Origin of the sequence: Fulvivirga lutea (assembly GCF_017068455.1) — a bacterium.
GTDB classification, from domain to species: domain Bacteria; phylum Bacteroidota; class Bacteroidia; order Cytophagales; family Cyclobacteriaceae; genus Fulvivirga; species Fulvivirga lutea.
In genome coordinates, this window is sequence record NZ_CP070608.1 from 3,614,341 (window position 1) to 3,631,081 (window position 16,741).

15 protein-coding genes are annotated in these 16,741 nt (G+C 37.5%); 4 read left to right on the forward strand and 11 right to left on the reverse strand.

The genetic code is table 11. The features are described 5' to 3' along the window. Window positions 1-72: 72 nt before the first annotated feature. The 6 genes from JR347_RS16045 to JR347_RS16070 all read right to left on the reverse strand — a co-directional run bounded on the left by JR347_RS16045 (window position 73) and on the right by JR347_RS16070 (window position 7,999). On the reverse strand, window positions 73-627 hold the full coding sequence (locus JR347_RS16045; RefSeq protein ID WP_205721598.1) for a hypothetical protein: 555 nt from the start codon (window positions 625-627) through the stop codon (window positions 73-75). 76 nt (window positions 628-703) lie between these two features. Then, entirely contained in the window at window positions 704-1,642 is a 939-nt protein-coding gene (locus JR347_RS16050; RefSeq protein WP_235689698.1) for an SRPBCC family protein, read from the reverse strand. Beyond that, window positions 1,639-3,174, reverse strand: coding sequence for a hypothetical protein (locus JR347_RS16055; protein WP_205721599.1), 1,536 nt, complete (start codon window positions 3,172-3,174; stop codon window positions 1,639-1,641). Before JR347_RS16055 ends, JR347_RS16050 begins: the two co-directional genes overlap by 4 nt. Before the next feature lies 1 nt (window position 3,175). Beyond that, the gene (locus JR347_RS16060; RefSeq protein WP_205721600.1) at window positions 3,176-3,514 is read right to left on the reverse strand and encodes a hypothetical protein; all 339 of its coding nucleotides are present in this window, start codon (window positions 3,512-3,514) and stop codon (window positions 3,176-3,178) included. Between the two features lie 4 nt (window positions 3,515-3,518). Beyond that, complete coding sequence (locus JR347_RS16065) at window positions 3,519-6,896, reverse strand: CHAT domain-containing protein (RefSeq protein ID WP_205721601.1); 3,378 nt, start codon at window positions 6,894-6,896, stop codon at window positions 3,519-3,521. A gap of 53 nt (window positions 6,897-6,949) precedes the next feature. After that, complete coding sequence (locus JR347_RS16070) at window positions 6,950-7,999, reverse strand: hypothetical protein (protein WP_205721602.1); 1,050 nt, start codon at window positions 7,997-7,999, stop codon at window positions 6,950-6,952. A 125-nt stretch (window positions 8,000-8,124) separates the two neighbouring features. Here JR347_RS16070 and JR347_RS16075 point away from each other — a divergent pair, with 125 nt between their 5' ends. Then, entirely contained in the window at window positions 8,125-10,107 is a 1,983-nt protein-coding gene (locus JR347_RS16075; protein WP_205721603.1) for a tetratricopeptide repeat-containing sensor histidine kinase, read from the forward strand. A gap of 114 nt (window positions 10,108-10,221) precedes the next feature. Further along, entirely contained in the window at window positions 10,222-10,845 is a 624-nt protein-coding gene (locus JR347_RS16080; RefSeq protein WP_205721604.1) for a response regulator, read from the forward strand. On the opposite strand, the gene JR347_RS16085 is transcribed toward JR347_RS16080, so the two are convergent. The 4 genes from JR347_RS16085 to JR347_RS16100 form a co-directional block, all read right to left on the reverse strand. Next, entirely contained in the window at window positions 10,837-11,193 is a 357-nt protein-coding gene (locus tag JR347_RS16085; protein ID WP_205721605.1) for an MmcQ/YjbR family DNA-binding protein, read from the reverse strand. The two genes, JR347_RS16080 and JR347_RS16085, sit on opposite strands and share 9 nt — an antisense overlap. Window positions 11,194-11,733: 540 nt before the next feature. Then, window positions 11,734-11,940 carry a DUF6728 family protein gene (locus JR347_RS16090; protein WP_205721606.1) on the reverse strand — a complete coding sequence of 69 codons (207 nt, stop codon included), beginning with the start codon at window positions 11,938-11,940 and terminating at the stop codon, window positions 11,734-11,736. Window positions 11,941-11,942: 2 nt separating this feature from the next. Continuing rightward, window positions 11,943-13,937, reverse strand: coding sequence for a (E)-4-hydroxy-3-methylbut-2-enyl-diphosphate synthase (gene ispG, locus JR347_RS16095; RefSeq protein WP_205721607.1), 1,995 nt, complete (start codon window positions 13,935-13,937; stop codon window positions 11,943-11,945). A 63-nt stretch (window positions 13,938-14,000) separates the two neighbouring features. Further along, window positions 14,001-14,705 carry an SDR family oxidoreductase gene (locus JR347_RS16100; protein ID WP_205721608.1) on the reverse strand — a complete coding sequence of 235 codons (705 nt, stop codon included), beginning with the start codon at window positions 14,703-14,705 and terminating at the stop codon, window positions 14,001-14,003. Window positions 14,706-14,812: 107 nt separating this feature from the next. Here JR347_RS16100 and JR347_RS16105 point away from each other — a divergent pair, with 107 nt between their 5' ends. Both JR347_RS16105 and JR347_RS16110 read left to right on the forward strand, forming a co-directional pair. After that, window positions 14,813-15,541, forward strand: coding sequence for an MlaE family ABC transporter permease (locus JR347_RS16105; protein WP_205721609.1), 729 nt, complete (start codon window positions 14,813-14,815; stop codon window positions 15,539-15,541). Then, on the forward strand, window positions 15,538-16,281 hold the full coding sequence (locus JR347_RS16110) for an ABC transporter ATP-binding protein (protein WP_205721610.1): 744 nt from the start codon (window positions 15,538-15,540) through the stop codon (window positions 16,279-16,281). Before JR347_RS16105 ends, JR347_RS16110 begins: the two co-directional genes overlap by 4 nt. Here the strand turns inward: JR347_RS16110 and JR347_RS16115 are convergent, their stop codons facing one another. Continuing rightward, complete coding sequence (locus tag JR347_RS16115) at window positions 16,282-16,725, reverse strand: DUF6265 family protein (protein WP_205721611.1); 444 nt, start codon at window positions 16,723-16,725, stop codon at window positions 16,282-16,284. Between the last annotated feature and the right edge of the window lie 16 nt (window positions 16,726-16,741).

Sequence of the window (16,741 nt, forward strand, 5' to 3'; positions counted from 1 at the left end):
TTGAGGTCACTAAAATACTACGATTGCCACTCCGTTCAAGGAATGTTAAGATTTTAATTAATTATTTAATAATTATTTTATTTTCTTACCCGTACCCATGAGAGTAACATTATATTCCGTAACTGGCATGTTAGAAAAATTGGCCACATTTTTTCGTTCATAAGATGTATAATCTTCATTAAACTGGTAAATATCTTCATACCGCTCAAGCATATTATCCTGAACACCTAATTCACCACGAATTTCGAATCTCCTCTCAGCTTCATGATAAAATAACAGCTCCTCACTGGTTGCTGGCCAATTGCTAAAAATACCAACACGCTCAAACGTACCTGAAAAATTGCCATATCGAATAGACTCTTGAAATGTGCGTTCACGTCCATCTTCCCGAGCTACTTTACCTTTACAGGTAATGAATCTTGGTTCACCGTTGTGCTCAAGGTCATAATAGCACTCTTGCCTTCCTATTTCTGAGAAAATAATACCCTTTTCAGGATGGTGAGTGTCATAAATATCAAAGGTAATTTCCCATGTACCTATGAGAAAATCTAAATCTTGAACTTTTTGATCTTGTCCGTTTGAGAATGTAGTGATCAGTAGAAATGCAGGGACTAATAATTTTTTCATGACTTTTTACCTCAAATAAGGCTTTAGTCACTCGTGTAGTGCATTGTTTAATTAATCTGTTTACTGGATTAATTAGTTAGTTCCTCTCAGATTCTTTCTTTATGTGAGCTAAAACTCTGTCATGGATCGCATGAATAATCGAATTACTCCAAATATTCCAGTAAAATCCAGGGTAGATTTTTTGTACATACCAAGTTGTTCCTTCTAATTCTGTCTTTCCATTAGGTAAGGGCGTAAGCTTAAACTGCCCTTTCTTTGCTACAAAATAATCTTGCAAGTGTGGGGCATCGATATCCCAAAAGCTCAATTCGGTCATAGGTTTGGGTTGTTCTTTTACATCAAACGCCAATAATTTTGGCTTTTCCCATATGGTTATAGGCTCCACAAAACTTCCTGTGTTGAAATTACAATAACGAATAGCACCCACACCATGGCCTTCAATTCTGGCATTTATTGGATAAGATATACCTGCCTTAAATAGAAATTCTCGAGGTGGTTCTAAATCAGGAAATTCAATAACATTTTTCCAAACTACTTCCGGACTTGCACTGATGATAATGCTAGTTACAACTGGAAGTACTTCTGGCTTCTTATTTCGTTCTAAAAATGCTGTACATGGTATCAAAAGTCCAACTAGGACATAAATTATAGCAACATTTCGGTTGCTTTTATTCGTTAGATAATTGGCCAAAAAACTACCCAACCATGTCAGCAGTAAAGCAGGCGGTACGGCCATAGCAATACAAATAAGACCTTCAATGGCAAATAGTACTAGTCCTGCAGTGAAAATCAAAAGTGTAAGAAAACCAATCTTACGAGACTTATTAGGAGTTAGCTTTTCCCACCTTCCTAATATAAGAGCACTACTTAAACCAATAAAAAAAGGAGTGATAATAAATAAGGCCATGCCATACTGACCAATACCATAAATACCCCACAATGTAAGTGGCGCAGCTACTGCAATGGTGATAATTACAGCTAATAATTGACTCTTTTTAATATTAACTTTTATCAATTCTTCAACGAAATGGTTCTGGCAAGTACAAAATCTACATTTTGGATAATTATGCCATCAGGAATAGTAAAGTGAACCCAGATGTAATACTCTTCCCCGCAGACTTCTTTATACTTATAGTAAAAGTCGTTTCTAATCAATGATTGCGTTGGCAATGGCTTACCCCATGCTCTTTTAATGTCGTCACTGGATTTACCCACCCATTGTTTCATCCATTTCTTTTTGTCCTTTTCCATTTCGCTTTTATCGCACTCAACTCTGGCTATGGGTGTATATTCTACATTAAAATAATCAATAGCTTCTTTTGGTGCTTTAAAAGTTTGTGCGTCCTTGTTTAAGCCCTTTACTTTGAAGTCGTCTGATAAATAGTTGATAGTTATGTAGTCGGAGCTTATATGACATTCTTTACTTACTAAATAGCCCAATCTATTTCCGTACACGGTAAAGTCATTAATAGTAATCACATGCTGATCATTTAAAAACAAGTAAGCCTCATTAGCAATCTTATAAATTCTGATAATATTGCTTCCGTTGATATTTATGGCATCTGACTTGGTCCAGCCAATGGGGCTCGTAAACGTTTGGCCGTTCTTATGATTGAGCAAGTAAGAGCCGTTGGCTGAAATGGAAAACCGGTAGTATTTGTCGTTGGCATTATTCATGGCGAAATTGAATCCGTAGGCTTTATTCGATGCCCCACTTTCATATTTGAATTCAGCCTCTATTACATAGCTGGCATGTGCAGGAATTGCAGTGGGAACATCAAAGACATGTGTTGATTCATTAAGTATCTCGATGTCAAATCGTCCGTTAACTACTTTCTTGGCGAATTTTTCATTTTGTTCCACAATCCAGAGGCCGGCATCATGATCAAAAGTTTCGTTCATAGCTATCCCCTGCATAAGCTTTTCTTCAACTTCGAGGAATTGAGGTAATGAGTTCAATTGTTTCAACTGTACATAATCAACCTTTAAACCTCCACTGCCATAATTGCTAAACCCTACATTCCCACCGTAAATCGGCAGTTTCCTGAATTTCTTGAAGAGAACATCGTTGATGACAAAATACCAATGATCTTCATATTGAATGACTGATAGTTTATTTGCCCCCTCTTCATCAATATATGGCACTGTTGTCCAATCCTGAATTTCTAAATTGTTCTCCCCCTGATCCAACACGATGGTTGCAGAACTTTCATCATAACCGAAGTAGTATAATTTCTTATAATCCTCCCCGCCAAAAAGCAGATTAATTCTTTTATCACCTTTCGTTCTCGAGATTACGGCATCTAACTGCCAGTTTTTTAATTCATTAAGGCCTATTTGCTTATCTATTACATACCCTGATTGAGGATTTTTACTTTCCCATATCAAATGACCATCCTGTATTGCACCAAGGTAATTTTCGGCCTCTTTTATGTATTTCCATTCGTTGTAATTGTCATCAAAGTCTTCACGAAAAAAAATTTGCTGCGCATTACAAAATAAAGGCCACAAATATGAAATGGTTAATAAAATCAGCCCTTTCCTCATGCTATTTAGGAATATTGTTATAAGGTATGTATTGAATATTGGAGACCCAGGCATCCAATCCCTGACCACTATATGAAACAGCTAAATAGTAATCCGTGCCACAAATATTTTTATAATTATAATGTTTTGTATTCGTGTATTTAGAAGAATAGGAAGATCCACCCCATTTCTTTTGAAGAACAATAAATTTTTGTCCTTCCCACTTCTTTCTCAATTTTTTAATATTTTTTTCATGCCCTTTATCATAGATTGTTTCTTCGCAATCCTTGGTTTGAGCCTGCGAGATATTAATTCCGCCAAATAGTAAAAGCACTGTAATTATCACCGCCAATTTTTTCATATTCTTAAAGTCCATATTGTACATAGGGAGCCCAGAATTGGGGTGCTTTAAACACCTCTCCAAACTCTCCGTTAATAAATCTATTTTTCATAATGTTGATGGCCTCTTCATAGCTCTTACCCTCCTTTTCTGTGAGTGTATACAGACCAGTCATAAAATACATGGTACCCTGATCGCTTACCGGCCAAAGTGTGACCAATGCCCGATTTGCACCACCGATAAGCAGCGATTGCATTAGGCCGGAAACACCTTCACCACCATAAATTTTGCCTAGAGCAGTTTCGCAAGCTGAAAGCACGACCAGATCAGCATTCATCTCCAATTGAGCAATCTCTGGTGCGGTTAAATAGCCATCCTGATTATTGCGCATAGTGGGGAAAATACACATGGCAACCCCTGATAACTGGGGAAATTGGGGAATTGCAAAACCGTGTGTGGCCAAATGAATTACACGATAGTCTTTAAGTTTACCTGAATTGGAGAGATTCTTAATAAAGGCCTCAGTCATCTGCTCACCAGTGTAGACTTCAGCATTAGAGAATATGCCGCTTAGATTTTTCACTTCTTGTAGTGTACCTGGCAGGTAATTCATCTTGCTTTTGAAAATGGAGGCATACACCTGTCTCTGTGGAGCTCCCTTTTCAGCATTTTCTCTTGCTTCTATAGCCAATTCCAAGTATTTGGTTTCATCAGATAATTCAACCGGTGGTTCTTCCATTTTTTCATAGATGGCGCCACCCATGGCTAAAAATGGTTTTCTATTCGGGGAATACTGCCTGTTTCTAAGTAATTCTCGCACCTGTGCTGAGGGACTAAACTTAATCTCGAACCTTTGAGCTAAATACTTTCCATTTTCATCAATTAGAGCATCAAAAGGAAGGAAATTCAATACACCATCTGGAAATATGATTAATCTCTTTTTGGAACCGATTACAGAAATTACTGGCTTGATTAGCCAATCGTAATACCCTCCTAAGTATTCCTGAAAAATTACTTTTTGAACATCATCTCCTGTAGGAATGCTCTGGTCAACAACCCCTCGGATTAAATCCATGTGCTCGTCCATATCAGAAGGATTGAGTTGTGTTGAAAGTGTTTTAGAAGGATCATAGCGCACGGGCTTATAGCTACTTCCCGGAGGATCCTTTCTATGAAATCTATCCAGCCACTTCTTCTTTAGTGCCACCCAATAGGCCGTTTTATCGACAACTGTGGCTTTGGATGTCGAATTGGTGACAGCATGGATCACTACTTCTCCAGCTTTTGTGTTGGTGTAGAATATAGCGGCTTCATCTGGTGCTAAACTTGATTGAAACTGTGCGTATGAGACATTTTTAGGCACAATCTTCTGATCATAACGACCAATACTTTCAGCTAAAACACGCGCAGTCATTAAGTTTTGGGTTTCGAAAAGTTTATCGGGCCTATTTAATTCTGCATAGCAAATAGCCATAAACTGGTAAGCAGAAATCACTCTTTGTAAAAACAACACATTGCCCTCTTCATTATCACCTTCAGCTGTTGAGCGCATATATTCCAAAGTGCTTATGGCCTCCTCAAATAGGCTAGCTGCTTTAGCATAGTTCTTATCTCCAAGGTAAAAAGCTGCAGTATTATTTAGTGTTACTTCCAGTTGCTGGTAATTTTTCTTACCCCGGTAATAGGCTATTATCTCATTATACAACGAATATGCCTCCGACTTTCTATTCATGAAGTAGTAGTTGGTAGCCATGTTCGACTTCACTTCAATTTCAGTGTCTTTGAACCCTACCTCTTCCGCGTATTTGAGTGCTTCTTTAAACTTGCTATCCGCCTTTTGCTTGTCACTATCCATGTAGCTCATACCCTGATAGTTAAGCCCGTTAATATCATATTGATATTCAAATCGGAGCGATGGATTATCATATAATTTCTTTCCCCACGTCTGTAGCTGGCTAACCTTATCCTGTTGTAGCAAGGTCTGACAGTATAGATTCATCATTTCGCCCACATCGTCACCGAAAACCATACTAGGTAACTTCTCTGCATAAGGCATTGATTTCATGAGGACGTTTTCAGCAGTAGCAAAATCATTGTAGCCTTTTAGGTAAATGGCATACCACCAACCCGCATTAAACTTTAATCGGGCATTTTCAAGATCGTATTTAAAGGCTGTTTTAAAGTTGTTTTCAAAGACAGCTCTGTAGTCGACTTCAGGGTGGTTTTCATTTGAATAAATGAGTAAACTGGCGGCATTCCATGTCACGATTGTTTCTAAGTACTTAAATTCTTGCGGAGCTTTGGTTGAAATGATTTCCTGTGCTTGTCGATATTTTTTCAGAACCGTTTTATAATCACCTTTACCGTAAGCATCCATACTCGAATTAAGAACTGCCATGGCCTCATCATAGACTTTACTTCTTGAGTCATACGCTGTTTTTAATGCTGTTTTATACTTATTTCCGTTTTCTTGAGTCAGAATTTTATAATCCAGCAAATCTTTAATGTCTAACAAGAGATAGTCGTAGGAACTGGCCTGTACATCAGTGAATGCAATGAAGCGTATCAATTTATTCATTGATTCAAAATCACCTTTAGCGGCCGCTATATAAGATTTGATCGCTGCCACTGATAAATCTCCGGGGTTAGATAAATCAGCATACTGAACATATTTATTCGCATCATCCCACTTATTCAAAAACATGTTACACCATGCCAATTGCGTATACACATTGGTGATTTTGGTGAAATCCTTGGCTAATTTTTCATATAGAAATTCCGCTTCTTTAAACTTCTTGGTTTGTACCAATTCCTCATAAATCAAGGTAAAATTGGTATTGAAATCGTCACTAGCCAGATACTTCTTCTTTAATGCAACAGTGTCCATAGCACCTTCTTTTACAGCCACCACTGCAGGTTCCTTTACCACAGGTTGAGTAACAACTTCTGGTTTTTTAATCAGGTTTTTGTCGATAATAGTCAGCTTACCATCAAATATTTTATAGCGATTGCTGCCAACATCAATAAGAAGGCGATTATACGTGAGATTAGTAGCTTGTGCCGGCCAATCAGATTTGGTGAAGGTCTTGGTGACCAAATTAATTTCTCCAACTTTATCCAGATCATCACCCAGTTCAAAATAGACTTTATCACCTGATTGTCGGGCAGCTTTGAGTGAAAAGAAATCACTTATAGGAATAGGGTTTGCCTGCTGAGTTTTCAAATCGACAAGATAAATAACCTTGAAATCACCATTAACCAGTAATAGTTTTTCATTTTCATCTAATGCCAATTCTTTAGGGGAACCATCAAAATTTAATAGTATTGGTGCTTGTTGTGCGTGCACAAAATCTCCACACAACAAACACCCTGAAGTAAGCAATAGATATAGAATAGACCTCAAAACCAACGATTTAATCTAAAAAAGTAATAAACAAAGCCTTATAAATCAATAAATTATTTCACTTTTTCTCCCTGCATACCTTCGTTTAACTTGTTCACGGAAAGAGCAAGAAACTCTTTAGCTACCTCACTTACTTTACTTTTATAAACTTCAGCATCACATTCAATTACGTTGGTCAATTCCACAGTTTTATCTTCTACGGTGAAGAATGGTGCATAACTTGGTACTGTAGTTCTGCTTTTTGTAGCTACTACTTTAAAATCACTGGCGGGAAAAACTCCATTTATCTGAATAGCTTTAGATAACATCATTTCAACCATGGTATTAGGGGAGGCTACACCGGGCTTTCCTAATTTACCGGAAATGTAACTGGCCTTTCCTTGCTCCAACCTTAAATAGGCACCTCCTTTGATTTTGGCAGTTCCTAATTTCGATTTAGGATCCAGATAAATGCTTGGAACATTCAGAGCTACTTCAACAACTATTGCATCCTCTAATTCAGATGATAGTTTTGGAATCGGTCCATAAGCAGAGGTAGCAAATTCCGATACAGTCGAACCATTAATATTCGTAACCCCAGACATAAAGCCCCCCGTTTTTTCTTTTCCTTTTTTGGTGATCTTTTTTACGTAATAAGAGAATCCTTCAGGTACTACCATTAAGCTACCTTCCAATTGTTCCTGATTCATATGTGGCCCATCAATTCTTTCCCATTCTTCAAAAAACTCTGTTTCTACATCTTTGGCAGTGAGTACTTGCAAACCCAATTTTTCAAGGTTGGCGATGTAGTCGTTGTAAACATCATTAGTGAGTTGCTGTAAATCTTCCGGATCTAACCCTTCTACACCTACTGCCATACGCGCTGTAGCATCACCTGTATAGGATCCACCCCCAAATTGTCTCCCTCCGTAAACTTTCTCCTCAGCTTCAGCAATAAGTTGATAATAGATTTTGAATGTTTTTATAAACACTTTCTTAGGTGCTTCAGCCATTTTCTGCGATTTGATGGCTGAAATAGAATAGCTTTTGTCATCGATGGATTGGGCCTGTAAACTGATGGCAAAACACACTAACAGCACAGTAGGTAACAATATGTTTTTCATAGCTTTTTTTATTGTAAGATTGTTAAATGCCGCCTTCATCTCAATCCCTAAAGCTTGGTAAATTTTACTACCTACTACTAGGTAGATAATTCCTTTTTTAGTTTCTTATGGGTTTATTTATCATCATGAAGCGATTATTTCTCTGCCTTTTAGCCCTTCTCATTCATAAGGCCACATTTTGCCAACAAAAAGAGGTTGACAGTTTAAAAACTGTTTTAACCTCGCAGGAGCCGATAGATAAGGTTAAGTCTTTGAATGAGCTGGCGTGGTACTATCGAAATTATGATATGGATAGTGCCTTCATATTTGCTAACCAAGCACTGGCAATAGCTCGCGAGCAGAAATCGAAGGCTGCAATTTCTCAATCCTTAAATAGCCTTGCTAATAATTACGAGGCTGTAGGTAAACTAGATAGTGCATTACTATTGTTCAGAGATGTGCTGAATATTAAACTCGAACTTAACGATACACTGGGCCTTGCCGGTGCTCACAATAACCTAGGCTTGGTCTACGACCAGCAATCAAAATATCCTGAATCTCTCGAAAATTATTTTGAAGCGCTACGCATTTATGAATTACATCGCGATCAGAAATTCAATGTAGCCATGGTATTAGGCAACATCGGGATTGTTTATAAAAAACAAAAAGAATTCGAAAAATCATTTGAATACTATGAACGTGCGCTCAAAATTTATGAGGATCTGGGTTCGGAGTTTAGCCAAATAGTTACTAAAGGAAACATCGGCAGTCTGCTAATTCAACTCAAACAGTTTGAGGAATCCATTATGTATTGCACATCAACTTTGGAGGGTTACAAGCGCCTCGGTTATGATAGATATATTCCTTATGTGCAATCAAACATTGGCATTGCTTATGATAGCCTTAGCAACTTTGAGATGGCAGAAAAATTCTACATCAGTGCAATGGACGGACATCAGGCTTATAATAATGAATATGAGATAACAAACGTCAGTTTGCTACTCGCCCAACATTACACCAATAAAGGCCAAACTACTGAGGCATTGCAGCTGGCAACACAGGCATTTGAAAAGTCTCAACAGATCAATGCTATCGATTTTCAAACAAAGGCATTGTTTATTCTTTCAAAAAACTACTTCAAAAAAGGTGACTATAAATTGGGTTCATGGGCTATGGAAACCTACGATACCCTTAAAGATTTCGTTTATCAAAAGGAAAAATCCAAACAGGTTGTTGAAATTGAAGTAAAATATGAAACCGAAAAGAAGGAACAGCAAATTGCCCTACAACAAGCACAACTCGAAACCAAAGACCTGCAGATTCAGAGAAACTGGTTATTCATCACCATACTTGTTGTTTCTCTAGTCGCTATTCTGATACTGATTGCTTTATTACGAAAAAGGGAACAGATTAAAAGAGAAGTGATCATACAAGAGCAAAAAATAAGATTACGAGAAGCCCAGATGAATGCTGTTGTGGAATCTCAAGAGAATGAGCGCAAACGCTTTGCTGCTGATTTGCATGATGGTATGGGACAGTTAATAGCTGCTTTACAAGTAAATATTCAATCGATTAAATCAACCTCTGAGCCAGAAAAACAAGATCAGCTTTATGAAAATTCTAAAAGTTTGTTGAAGGACATACATACAGAAATAAGAAATATTGCCTTTAACCTTATGCCACAGGCTTTGGTGAAAGAAGGCCTTATTAGTGGTTTAAGCGAATTGGCAATCAAAATAAACAAGGCAGGAAGTATAAAGGTGAAAGTTAACCATCTTGATGTACCCGATCTCAATGATGTAGCTCAAATTTCCATTTACAGGTTGATACAGGAATTTTTAGGCAACTGTTTAAAACACAGCGATGCCACATATTTTCAAATTGATATTACGGGACATGAGGAAGAATTAGTCGTTTCTCTTGAGGATGATGGAATGGGCTTCGATAAAAATTCACTTGTAAACAGTATAGGTAACGGTTGGCGAAATATTAATACTCGATTAAGCCTGATTGGCGGCAGTTTAGAATTAAATACTCATGAAGGTAAAAAGGGGAATTCCGTATTGATTATCATACCTATAAACAAAGTCAGAAAAACACTTACACAAACTCCAAATACCGTCAACTAGGTATTTCGATTTACCAATTGGCACTTATGTTTTGATTAAATCGAATACAATAGTTTTATAAAAACTTACATTGTGAAACTATTTAAGAATCGATATCTTCAATACTTAAAGCTCATGAACAAGTATCGCATTCTTCTCGTTGACGATCATCAGATTCTTCTTGAGGGTACCAAAAACCTCATTAATCAATCTGAATTGTTTTTAGTGGCTGATACATCCAACTCAGCAGAAAAGGCCAGGGAACTACTGTTGGCAAATGATTACGACATATTAGTTACAGACTACCAAATGCAAGGCATGGATGGGAGTCAGCTCATTCAAATTGCAAAATCGGTTTTGCCTGAACTAAAAATTATTGTCTTGAGCATGCATGATGATTCTCACATTGTAAAAGACTTATTAAAAAAGGGTGTTGACGGTTATGTACTAAAGAGCGATACACATGACAGTATTTTGAATGCTTTGGATAAAGTAACAAGCGGTAAGCGTTTTCTGAGTGATGAAATTGCAGAACTTTTAATTCAGAATATTGATGAAGAAGTAAATAGTGCACTAACGCCAAGAGAAGAAGAAATAGTGCGATTAATTGTAAAGGAATATAGCACGAAGCAAATTGCTGAAATACTTTTTATCAGTGAGCGAACAGTGGAAACACATCGTAAAAACATACTAAAGAAAACAGGCTGTTCAAACCTTGTTGCCTTAATTAAATACGCATATCAACATCATCTAGCTTAATTCAGCTAATTCTTCACGAGCTTTTTTGGGCAGGCTTTCTACTATCAATTCGTAGGAATGATCAATTAACTCTAAGAATAACTTATCAGGGACGGTTTCATCCATTTGCACCGTGTTCCAGTGGGTTTTATTCATATGATAACCTGGAATAATGGCATCATATTGTTCTCTAAGTTGTATAGCTCTCTCTGGATCGCATTTTAAATTAACCCCAGTAAAAAGGTCAACATCACAGAGAGCAAACATTTTGTTCATCACTTTAAAAACCAATGTATTATTATCGAAAGGAAAGCTTTCTGTAACACCCGGTTTCTTGATGCAGTACTCTCTGTAGAATTCGATGTTCATGTAATCCTTTTAGTTAAGTAAGGATAAATGTAGTGCACTTTTCGTTGAATGTAAAGGGGAATGTTTTTTAAAAGTCCTCCCGAGGGTACGAGGGATTATGCTTAATTATAGTATACGATACTCAATGGAGTTCTGTCTTTCTAACTTAGTAAGATGCCTCCTTTGTCGGCATGACATACTATTAGGAATTGGTCATCCCGAGGGTACGAGGGATTTTCCTTTGTTAGTATACGATACTGAATGGAGTACTGTCTTTCTAACTTAGTAAGATGCCTCCTTTGTCGGCATGACATACTATTAGGGTTTGGTCATCCCGAGGGTACGAGGAATCTTCCTTAATTAATATTCGATACTGAATGGAGTACTGTCTTTCTAACTTAGTAAGATGCCTCCTTTGTCGGCATGACATACTATTAGGAATTGGTCATCCCGAGGGTACGAGGGATTTTCCTTTGTTAGAATGCGATTACCAATTTAATTGGTTGTTCTTACTTAGGAAGATGTCTCCTTTGTCGGCATGACATCCTCATTGGGGGTTTGTTAAAACAAATTTTTCACAATCAAATAAATAACACCTATCAAAAACATCCCCATCGAAATCTTATTAATAACGTGCATCGATTTGATATTGAAATTGGTGGGTCTGTTTGGATCTTTCTTTCTAAAGAAATAATTGGCTACTTCTCCCAAAGCGAAATAGTCCTTCAATGTATTTTTATCCTCTGATTTATTTTCTTCTTTTTCCATGATTACACTTTTTCAGTCTCTTCTAATTCTATCCAATTACCATCTGCTCTGATTATTTCAATGAGCTCATCCACAGCATTTTCTGATGGAACACCTCTTTTTACTACCTCTTTGCCCTTGTATAAAGTGATCTTTCCTTTACCCGATCCAACATAGCCATAATCGGCATCAGCCATCTCTCCAGGGCCGTTTACAATACAACCCATAATACCAATTTTTACACCTTTCAGGTGATCTGTTCTTTTACGAATCATGGCTGTAGTTTCTTGCAGATCGAATAACGTTCTGCCGCATGATGGACAAGAAATATATTCTGTCTTGGTCATTCGCGTGCGTGCGGCTTGTAATATTCCAAAAGCCGTTGAATTATATCTTTTAACTAAGGCAAGTTGCTCATCCTCACCTCTGTCTTGAGACGACAATGCTGTGCCCAACATCACGCCATCACCAAATCCATCAATCAATAACCCCCCAATATCAGTAGATGCATAAATCTGTAGTTCATCATCTTTAATAGTCTCATACGTACGTTTGATAATCACTGGGTTGTTAATACCCCACTTCACCATGTCGAAAAACCCTCTTCTAAGTGCTGCCATTGCATGGTCATTCTTAGTCTCAAGAATTAAAACAAGAGTAGGATCAATCGATATTTTATTGATGAGTGTTTTGCTCAATTCTAATGAATCAATCAACAGGAAGTTTATTGTATCATGCTTCGTTTCAGCAGTTAGATACTCATCTTTCGTAAACAAAGGCAACTTGTTTTTTCTATCGGCATGATTTTGCCAATACGTATAATCTACAATTTCCTTTAAGCCGTTGGGAAGCATAAATGAGATAGGCTTGCTACCAGAATAAACGAAATCAGCTCCTGTGTCATTCATTCGCCATTTATCAGGTTCTGGCAAGTAAAAGTGACCTATAGCTGCCAAATCTTTATATGACTCTATTTTGCAATTTGACAAATCAGCAATAACGCGCGGCACATTACCTCCACCAACATTGCTCACTTCAATAGAATCTCTTTTATTGTATTCAAAAGGGTTGATCGGGTTCTTTTCTATGGCTGGTATAAAATCATGATTCGCACGATTGGTGTATCTATCTACCATCATTTGAGCCACCGGAGCTTCAGCTTCAGGCTCTTCTGTTAATGAAACCCGAACTGTGTCTCCCAAACCATCTTCGAGCAAGGTACCTATGCCAACAGCACTTTTAATTCTGCCATCTTCTCCATCACCTGCTTCTGTAACACCTAAATGCAATGGGTAAGGCTCAAAACCCTCTTCATCGAGCTTATTAACCAATAACCTATAAGCTTGAACCATCACCTGAGTATTGCTCGCCTTCATGGAAAGTACAATGTCATGATAGTCATGATCTGCACATATCCTTAAAAATTCTAGTGCCGATTCAACCATTCCAAGTGGTGTATCACCATATCGGCTCATTATTCTATCCGAAAGTGAACCATGGTTCGTTCCTATTCGCATAGCAGTGCCATGCTCTTTACAGATTTTAACAAGCGGAGTGAATTTCTCTCTGATTCTAGCTAATTCGGCATTATAGCTTTCCTCAGTATATTCTATTTCTTCAAATTTCTTTTTATCGGCATAATTGCCAGGGTTTACACGCACCTTCTCTACAATTTTTGCTGCAAGCTCGGCTGCATTAGGCGTAAAATGTATATCTGCAATCAATGGAACATGGCATCCATGCTTAGCCAGCCCCTTTTTTATTTCAGCTAAATTTTGAGCCTCCTTAATACTTGGGGCGGTGATTCTAACATATTCACAACCTGCTTCCACCATTCGCAATACCTGTTGAATACTTCCTTCGGTATCCATGGTATCAACGGTGGTCATAGATTGTACACGAATGGGGTTGTTACCACCCAAAGGTATTTCACCAATATAAACTTCGCGTGTTTTCCTCCTAGAATAGCTCGTGAGGCTATTACAATAGTTATAATTTGAAATGATTCCCTTACTCAATTTTTATGCGATTTTACTTTACAAAGATAACCTATTATTCAGCTGAAAGTTTTCTCAACCTCATTAAATATCTCCTAACTGTGGACGTAACACTAGTTCTTCCACAACCGTTCGCTCAGACATTGTATAGGCGTTGTAAACAGCGCTGGCTACATCTGAAGCAGGCATAAACCGCTCTTCTGGAATATCTACGCCTTCCCAACTGGCCGACATGGTGGCACCCGGCATAATTGATGTAACTCTCACACCAAATTCCTGCATTTCAACTCTCAACACTTTGCTAAAACCAAGTAAAGCAAATTTTGAAATACAGTAAGAGCCCCCATTGCTATATGCCATAAATGAGGCTGTGGAGCATATATTAAAAATGTGCCCGTGCTTATTGTTCTTCATAGAAGGCACTATTTTTCTTGTTAAATGATAGGCACTATAAAGATTTGTATCAATCATTTTCTCCAATATACCTTCCTCCTCTTCATGAATTTGACCTGGAATAAACACACCTGCATTATTAATCAACACATCAATTGATGGATATTTCTTAAGAACTTCATCAGCAAACTTCTGAACTTCTTCTTTTTTGCTCATATCCACCTTCGAATACTCGAGTACATTCTTGAACCTATCTTCAATTTCTTTCTTCAACTTCTCCAAATCACTCTCCGACCTGCTGCAGGTTACAATATCAAAACCATTTTCAGAAAATGTTTCAATTAATGCCTTACCAATCCCTTTTGTACCTCCCGTTACTAATGCTATTTTTTTCATACTTCTTCTAATAATCTCTCTAAATCAATTTATCAGGAAAATCATTTACTGTAATATTGTTATCTTTCCAACAACTGCAGATAAAGTGGTTAAATTAACGGATTTGAATGGAAACACTGGGTAAGTACTTCATATTTTTAGGGAAGCTTTTCGTTAATACCGAGAATTTTAAAACCTATTTCAAACTCACGATGGATGAGTGTGTTAATATAGGTATCAACTCTATCTTCCTGGTGTCTTTGGTGTCATTCTTTATGGGCGCTGTAACCACTATTCAAACAGCATATAACCTGATAAGCCCACTTATTCCTAACTATGTTATTTCGCTGGTAGTTAGAGACATGACCATTTTGGAATTAGCACCTACCATTATTGGCGTGATTTACGCTGGTAAAGTGGGATCTAGTATGTCGAGCGGCTTAGGTACTATGCGAATTACGGAACAGATTGATGCCCTGGAAGTGATGGGGATAAATTCCACCAGCTATCTGGTGCTACCAAAAATTTTAGGTTCACTTATCACATATCCTGTGTTAGTGATTATTTCTGGGCTGTTAAATATTGTTGGCGGCTACCTGGCTGGTACACTAAGCGGAGAGATAACTCCATATGAGTATGTTTATGGAATCCGGTATGAATTCAATGATTATACTGTCACATTCGCTTTGATTAAATCATTTGTTTTTGCCTTTTTGGTGAGCTCTATTTCGTCTTTCAAAGGCTATTATACTACAGGCGGTGCGCTTGAGGTTGGTAAGGCAAGTACCTCAGCAGTTACTCAAAGTGTAATTGCTATTCTATTGGCCGATTACTTATTAGCACAACTACTTTTATGATTAGAATTGAAAACATAAAGAAGTCATTCAATGGCAAAGAGGTGCTAAAAGGTATAAGTGGCACATTTGAAAAAGGAAAACCAAATTTAATTATAGGTGCCAGTGGTACGGGAAAAAGTGTATTACTAAAATGCATTGTAGGGCTTATCCAGCCTGATGATGGATTTGTCTATTATGGTACTACCGAATTTTCTTTAGCACCAAGAAATGATAAGACTGAGATAAGAAGACAAATTGGAATGCTTTTTCAAGGCGGAGCGCTATTTGATTCGAAAACTGTGGAGCAAAATATTATGTTTCCGCTGGATATTCTTACGGATATGCCGTTAGACGAAAAATTGGATAGAGTCAATTTTTGCCTGGAGCGAGTAGGACTCACTGGTCAAAACAAAAAGTTGCCTTCAGAAATAAGCGGTGGTATGCAGAAGCGTGTTGGTATTGCCCGCGCTATTGTTAACAGCTCCAAATACCTTTTTTGTGATGAGCCAAATTCCGGGTTAGATCCCTTAACATCTATAAAAATAGATGAGCTAATCATGGAAATTACAGAAGAGTATAAAATTACTACGGTAGTGGTAACTCATGATATGAATTCGCTGCTTGGTATTGGCGAAAATATTATGTTTTTGCACGAAGGAGAGAAAAAGTGGGAAGGACATAAAGATGATATCATTCACTCAAACGTGAAGGAGTTTGAGGACTTTGTATTTGCCAGTAAGGTGATGCGGAAGTTGAAGTAACTAATTTTTCCTTTTGTAATTAAAGGTTGTTTCGCCATCCTCTAGCTGAACAATAATTTTTAACTCGCTTTCATTAACAAGTTCCATTTCAAGTCCATCGAAAACAACTTTAACATCACTCATAAAAAGGAATGGAAAGGTGATCATTTCGTTTTTTTCCTCCCAACCATTGAAGTCAGAATTAAAGTGCTTCAGTTGTAAACCCACTTTGCTTATTCTACAAAATTCATAGAAAATGATTTTGTCATTTTTAGTATGACGAAACATACCTATCATGACACCATCTACAGGGGTAGACCAAGACTCATAGTTCAAGCCGTCCAAGCCCTCTCCTTCCCAACTTCCGACTAGCCAATCTAATTTATTAGCATCAAATCCAGATGTCGTTTGAGCGTAACCAGCCCAAGTCATCAATAGGTATGTAAAAATCAAAAGCTTTCTCATACCCAATTAGTCAGAT

Bases quoted from the DNA above. Each gene is read 5' to 3' on its own strand.
- JR347_RS16075 (WP_205721603.1), top strand. From the start codon at position 8,125: ATGAAGCGATTATTTCTCTGCCTTTTAGCCCTTCTCATTCATAAGGCC.
- JR347_RS16110 (WP_205721610.1), top strand. From the start codon at position 15,538: ATGATTAGAATTGAAAACATAAAGAAGTCATTCAATGGCAAAGAGGTG.
- JR347_RS16060 (WP_205721600.1), bottom strand. From the start codon at position 3,514: ATGAAAAAATTGGCGGTGATAATTACAGTGCTTTTACTATTTGGCGGA.
- JR347_RS16100 (WP_205721608.1), bottom strand. From the start codon at position 14,705: ATGAAAAAAATAGCATTAGTAACGGGAGGTACAAAAGGGATTGGTAAG.
- JR347_RS16080 (WP_205721604.1), top strand. From the start codon at position 10,222: ATGAACAAGTATCGCATTCTTCTCGTTGACGATCATCAGATTCTTCTT.
- JR347_RS16055 (WP_205721599.1), bottom strand. From the start codon at position 3,174: ATGAGGAAAGGGCTGATTTTATTAACCATTTCATATTTGTGGCCTTTA.
- JR347_RS16105 (WP_205721609.1), top strand. From the start codon at position 14,813: ATGGAAACACTGGGTAAGTACTTCATATTTTTAGGGAAGCTTTTCGTT.
- JR347_RS16085 (WP_205721605.1), bottom strand. From the start codon at position 11,193: ATGAACATCGAATTCTACAGAGAGTACTGCATCAAGAAACCGGGTGTT.
- JR347_RS16045 (WP_205721598.1), bottom strand. From the start codon at position 627: ATGAAAAAATTATTAGTCCCTGCATTTCTACTGATCACTACATTCTCA.
- JR347_RS16090 (WP_205721606.1), bottom strand. From the start codon at position 11,940: ATGGAAAAAGAAGAAAATAAATCAGAGGATAAAAATACATTGAAGGAC.
- JR347_RS16115 (WP_205721611.1), bottom strand. From the start codon at position 16,725: ATGAGAAAGCTTTTGATTTTTACATACCTATTGATGACTTGGGCTGGT.
- JR347_RS16070 (WP_205721602.1), bottom strand. From the start codon at position 7,999: ATGAAAAACATATTGTTACCTACTGTGCTGTTAGTGTGTTTTGCCATC.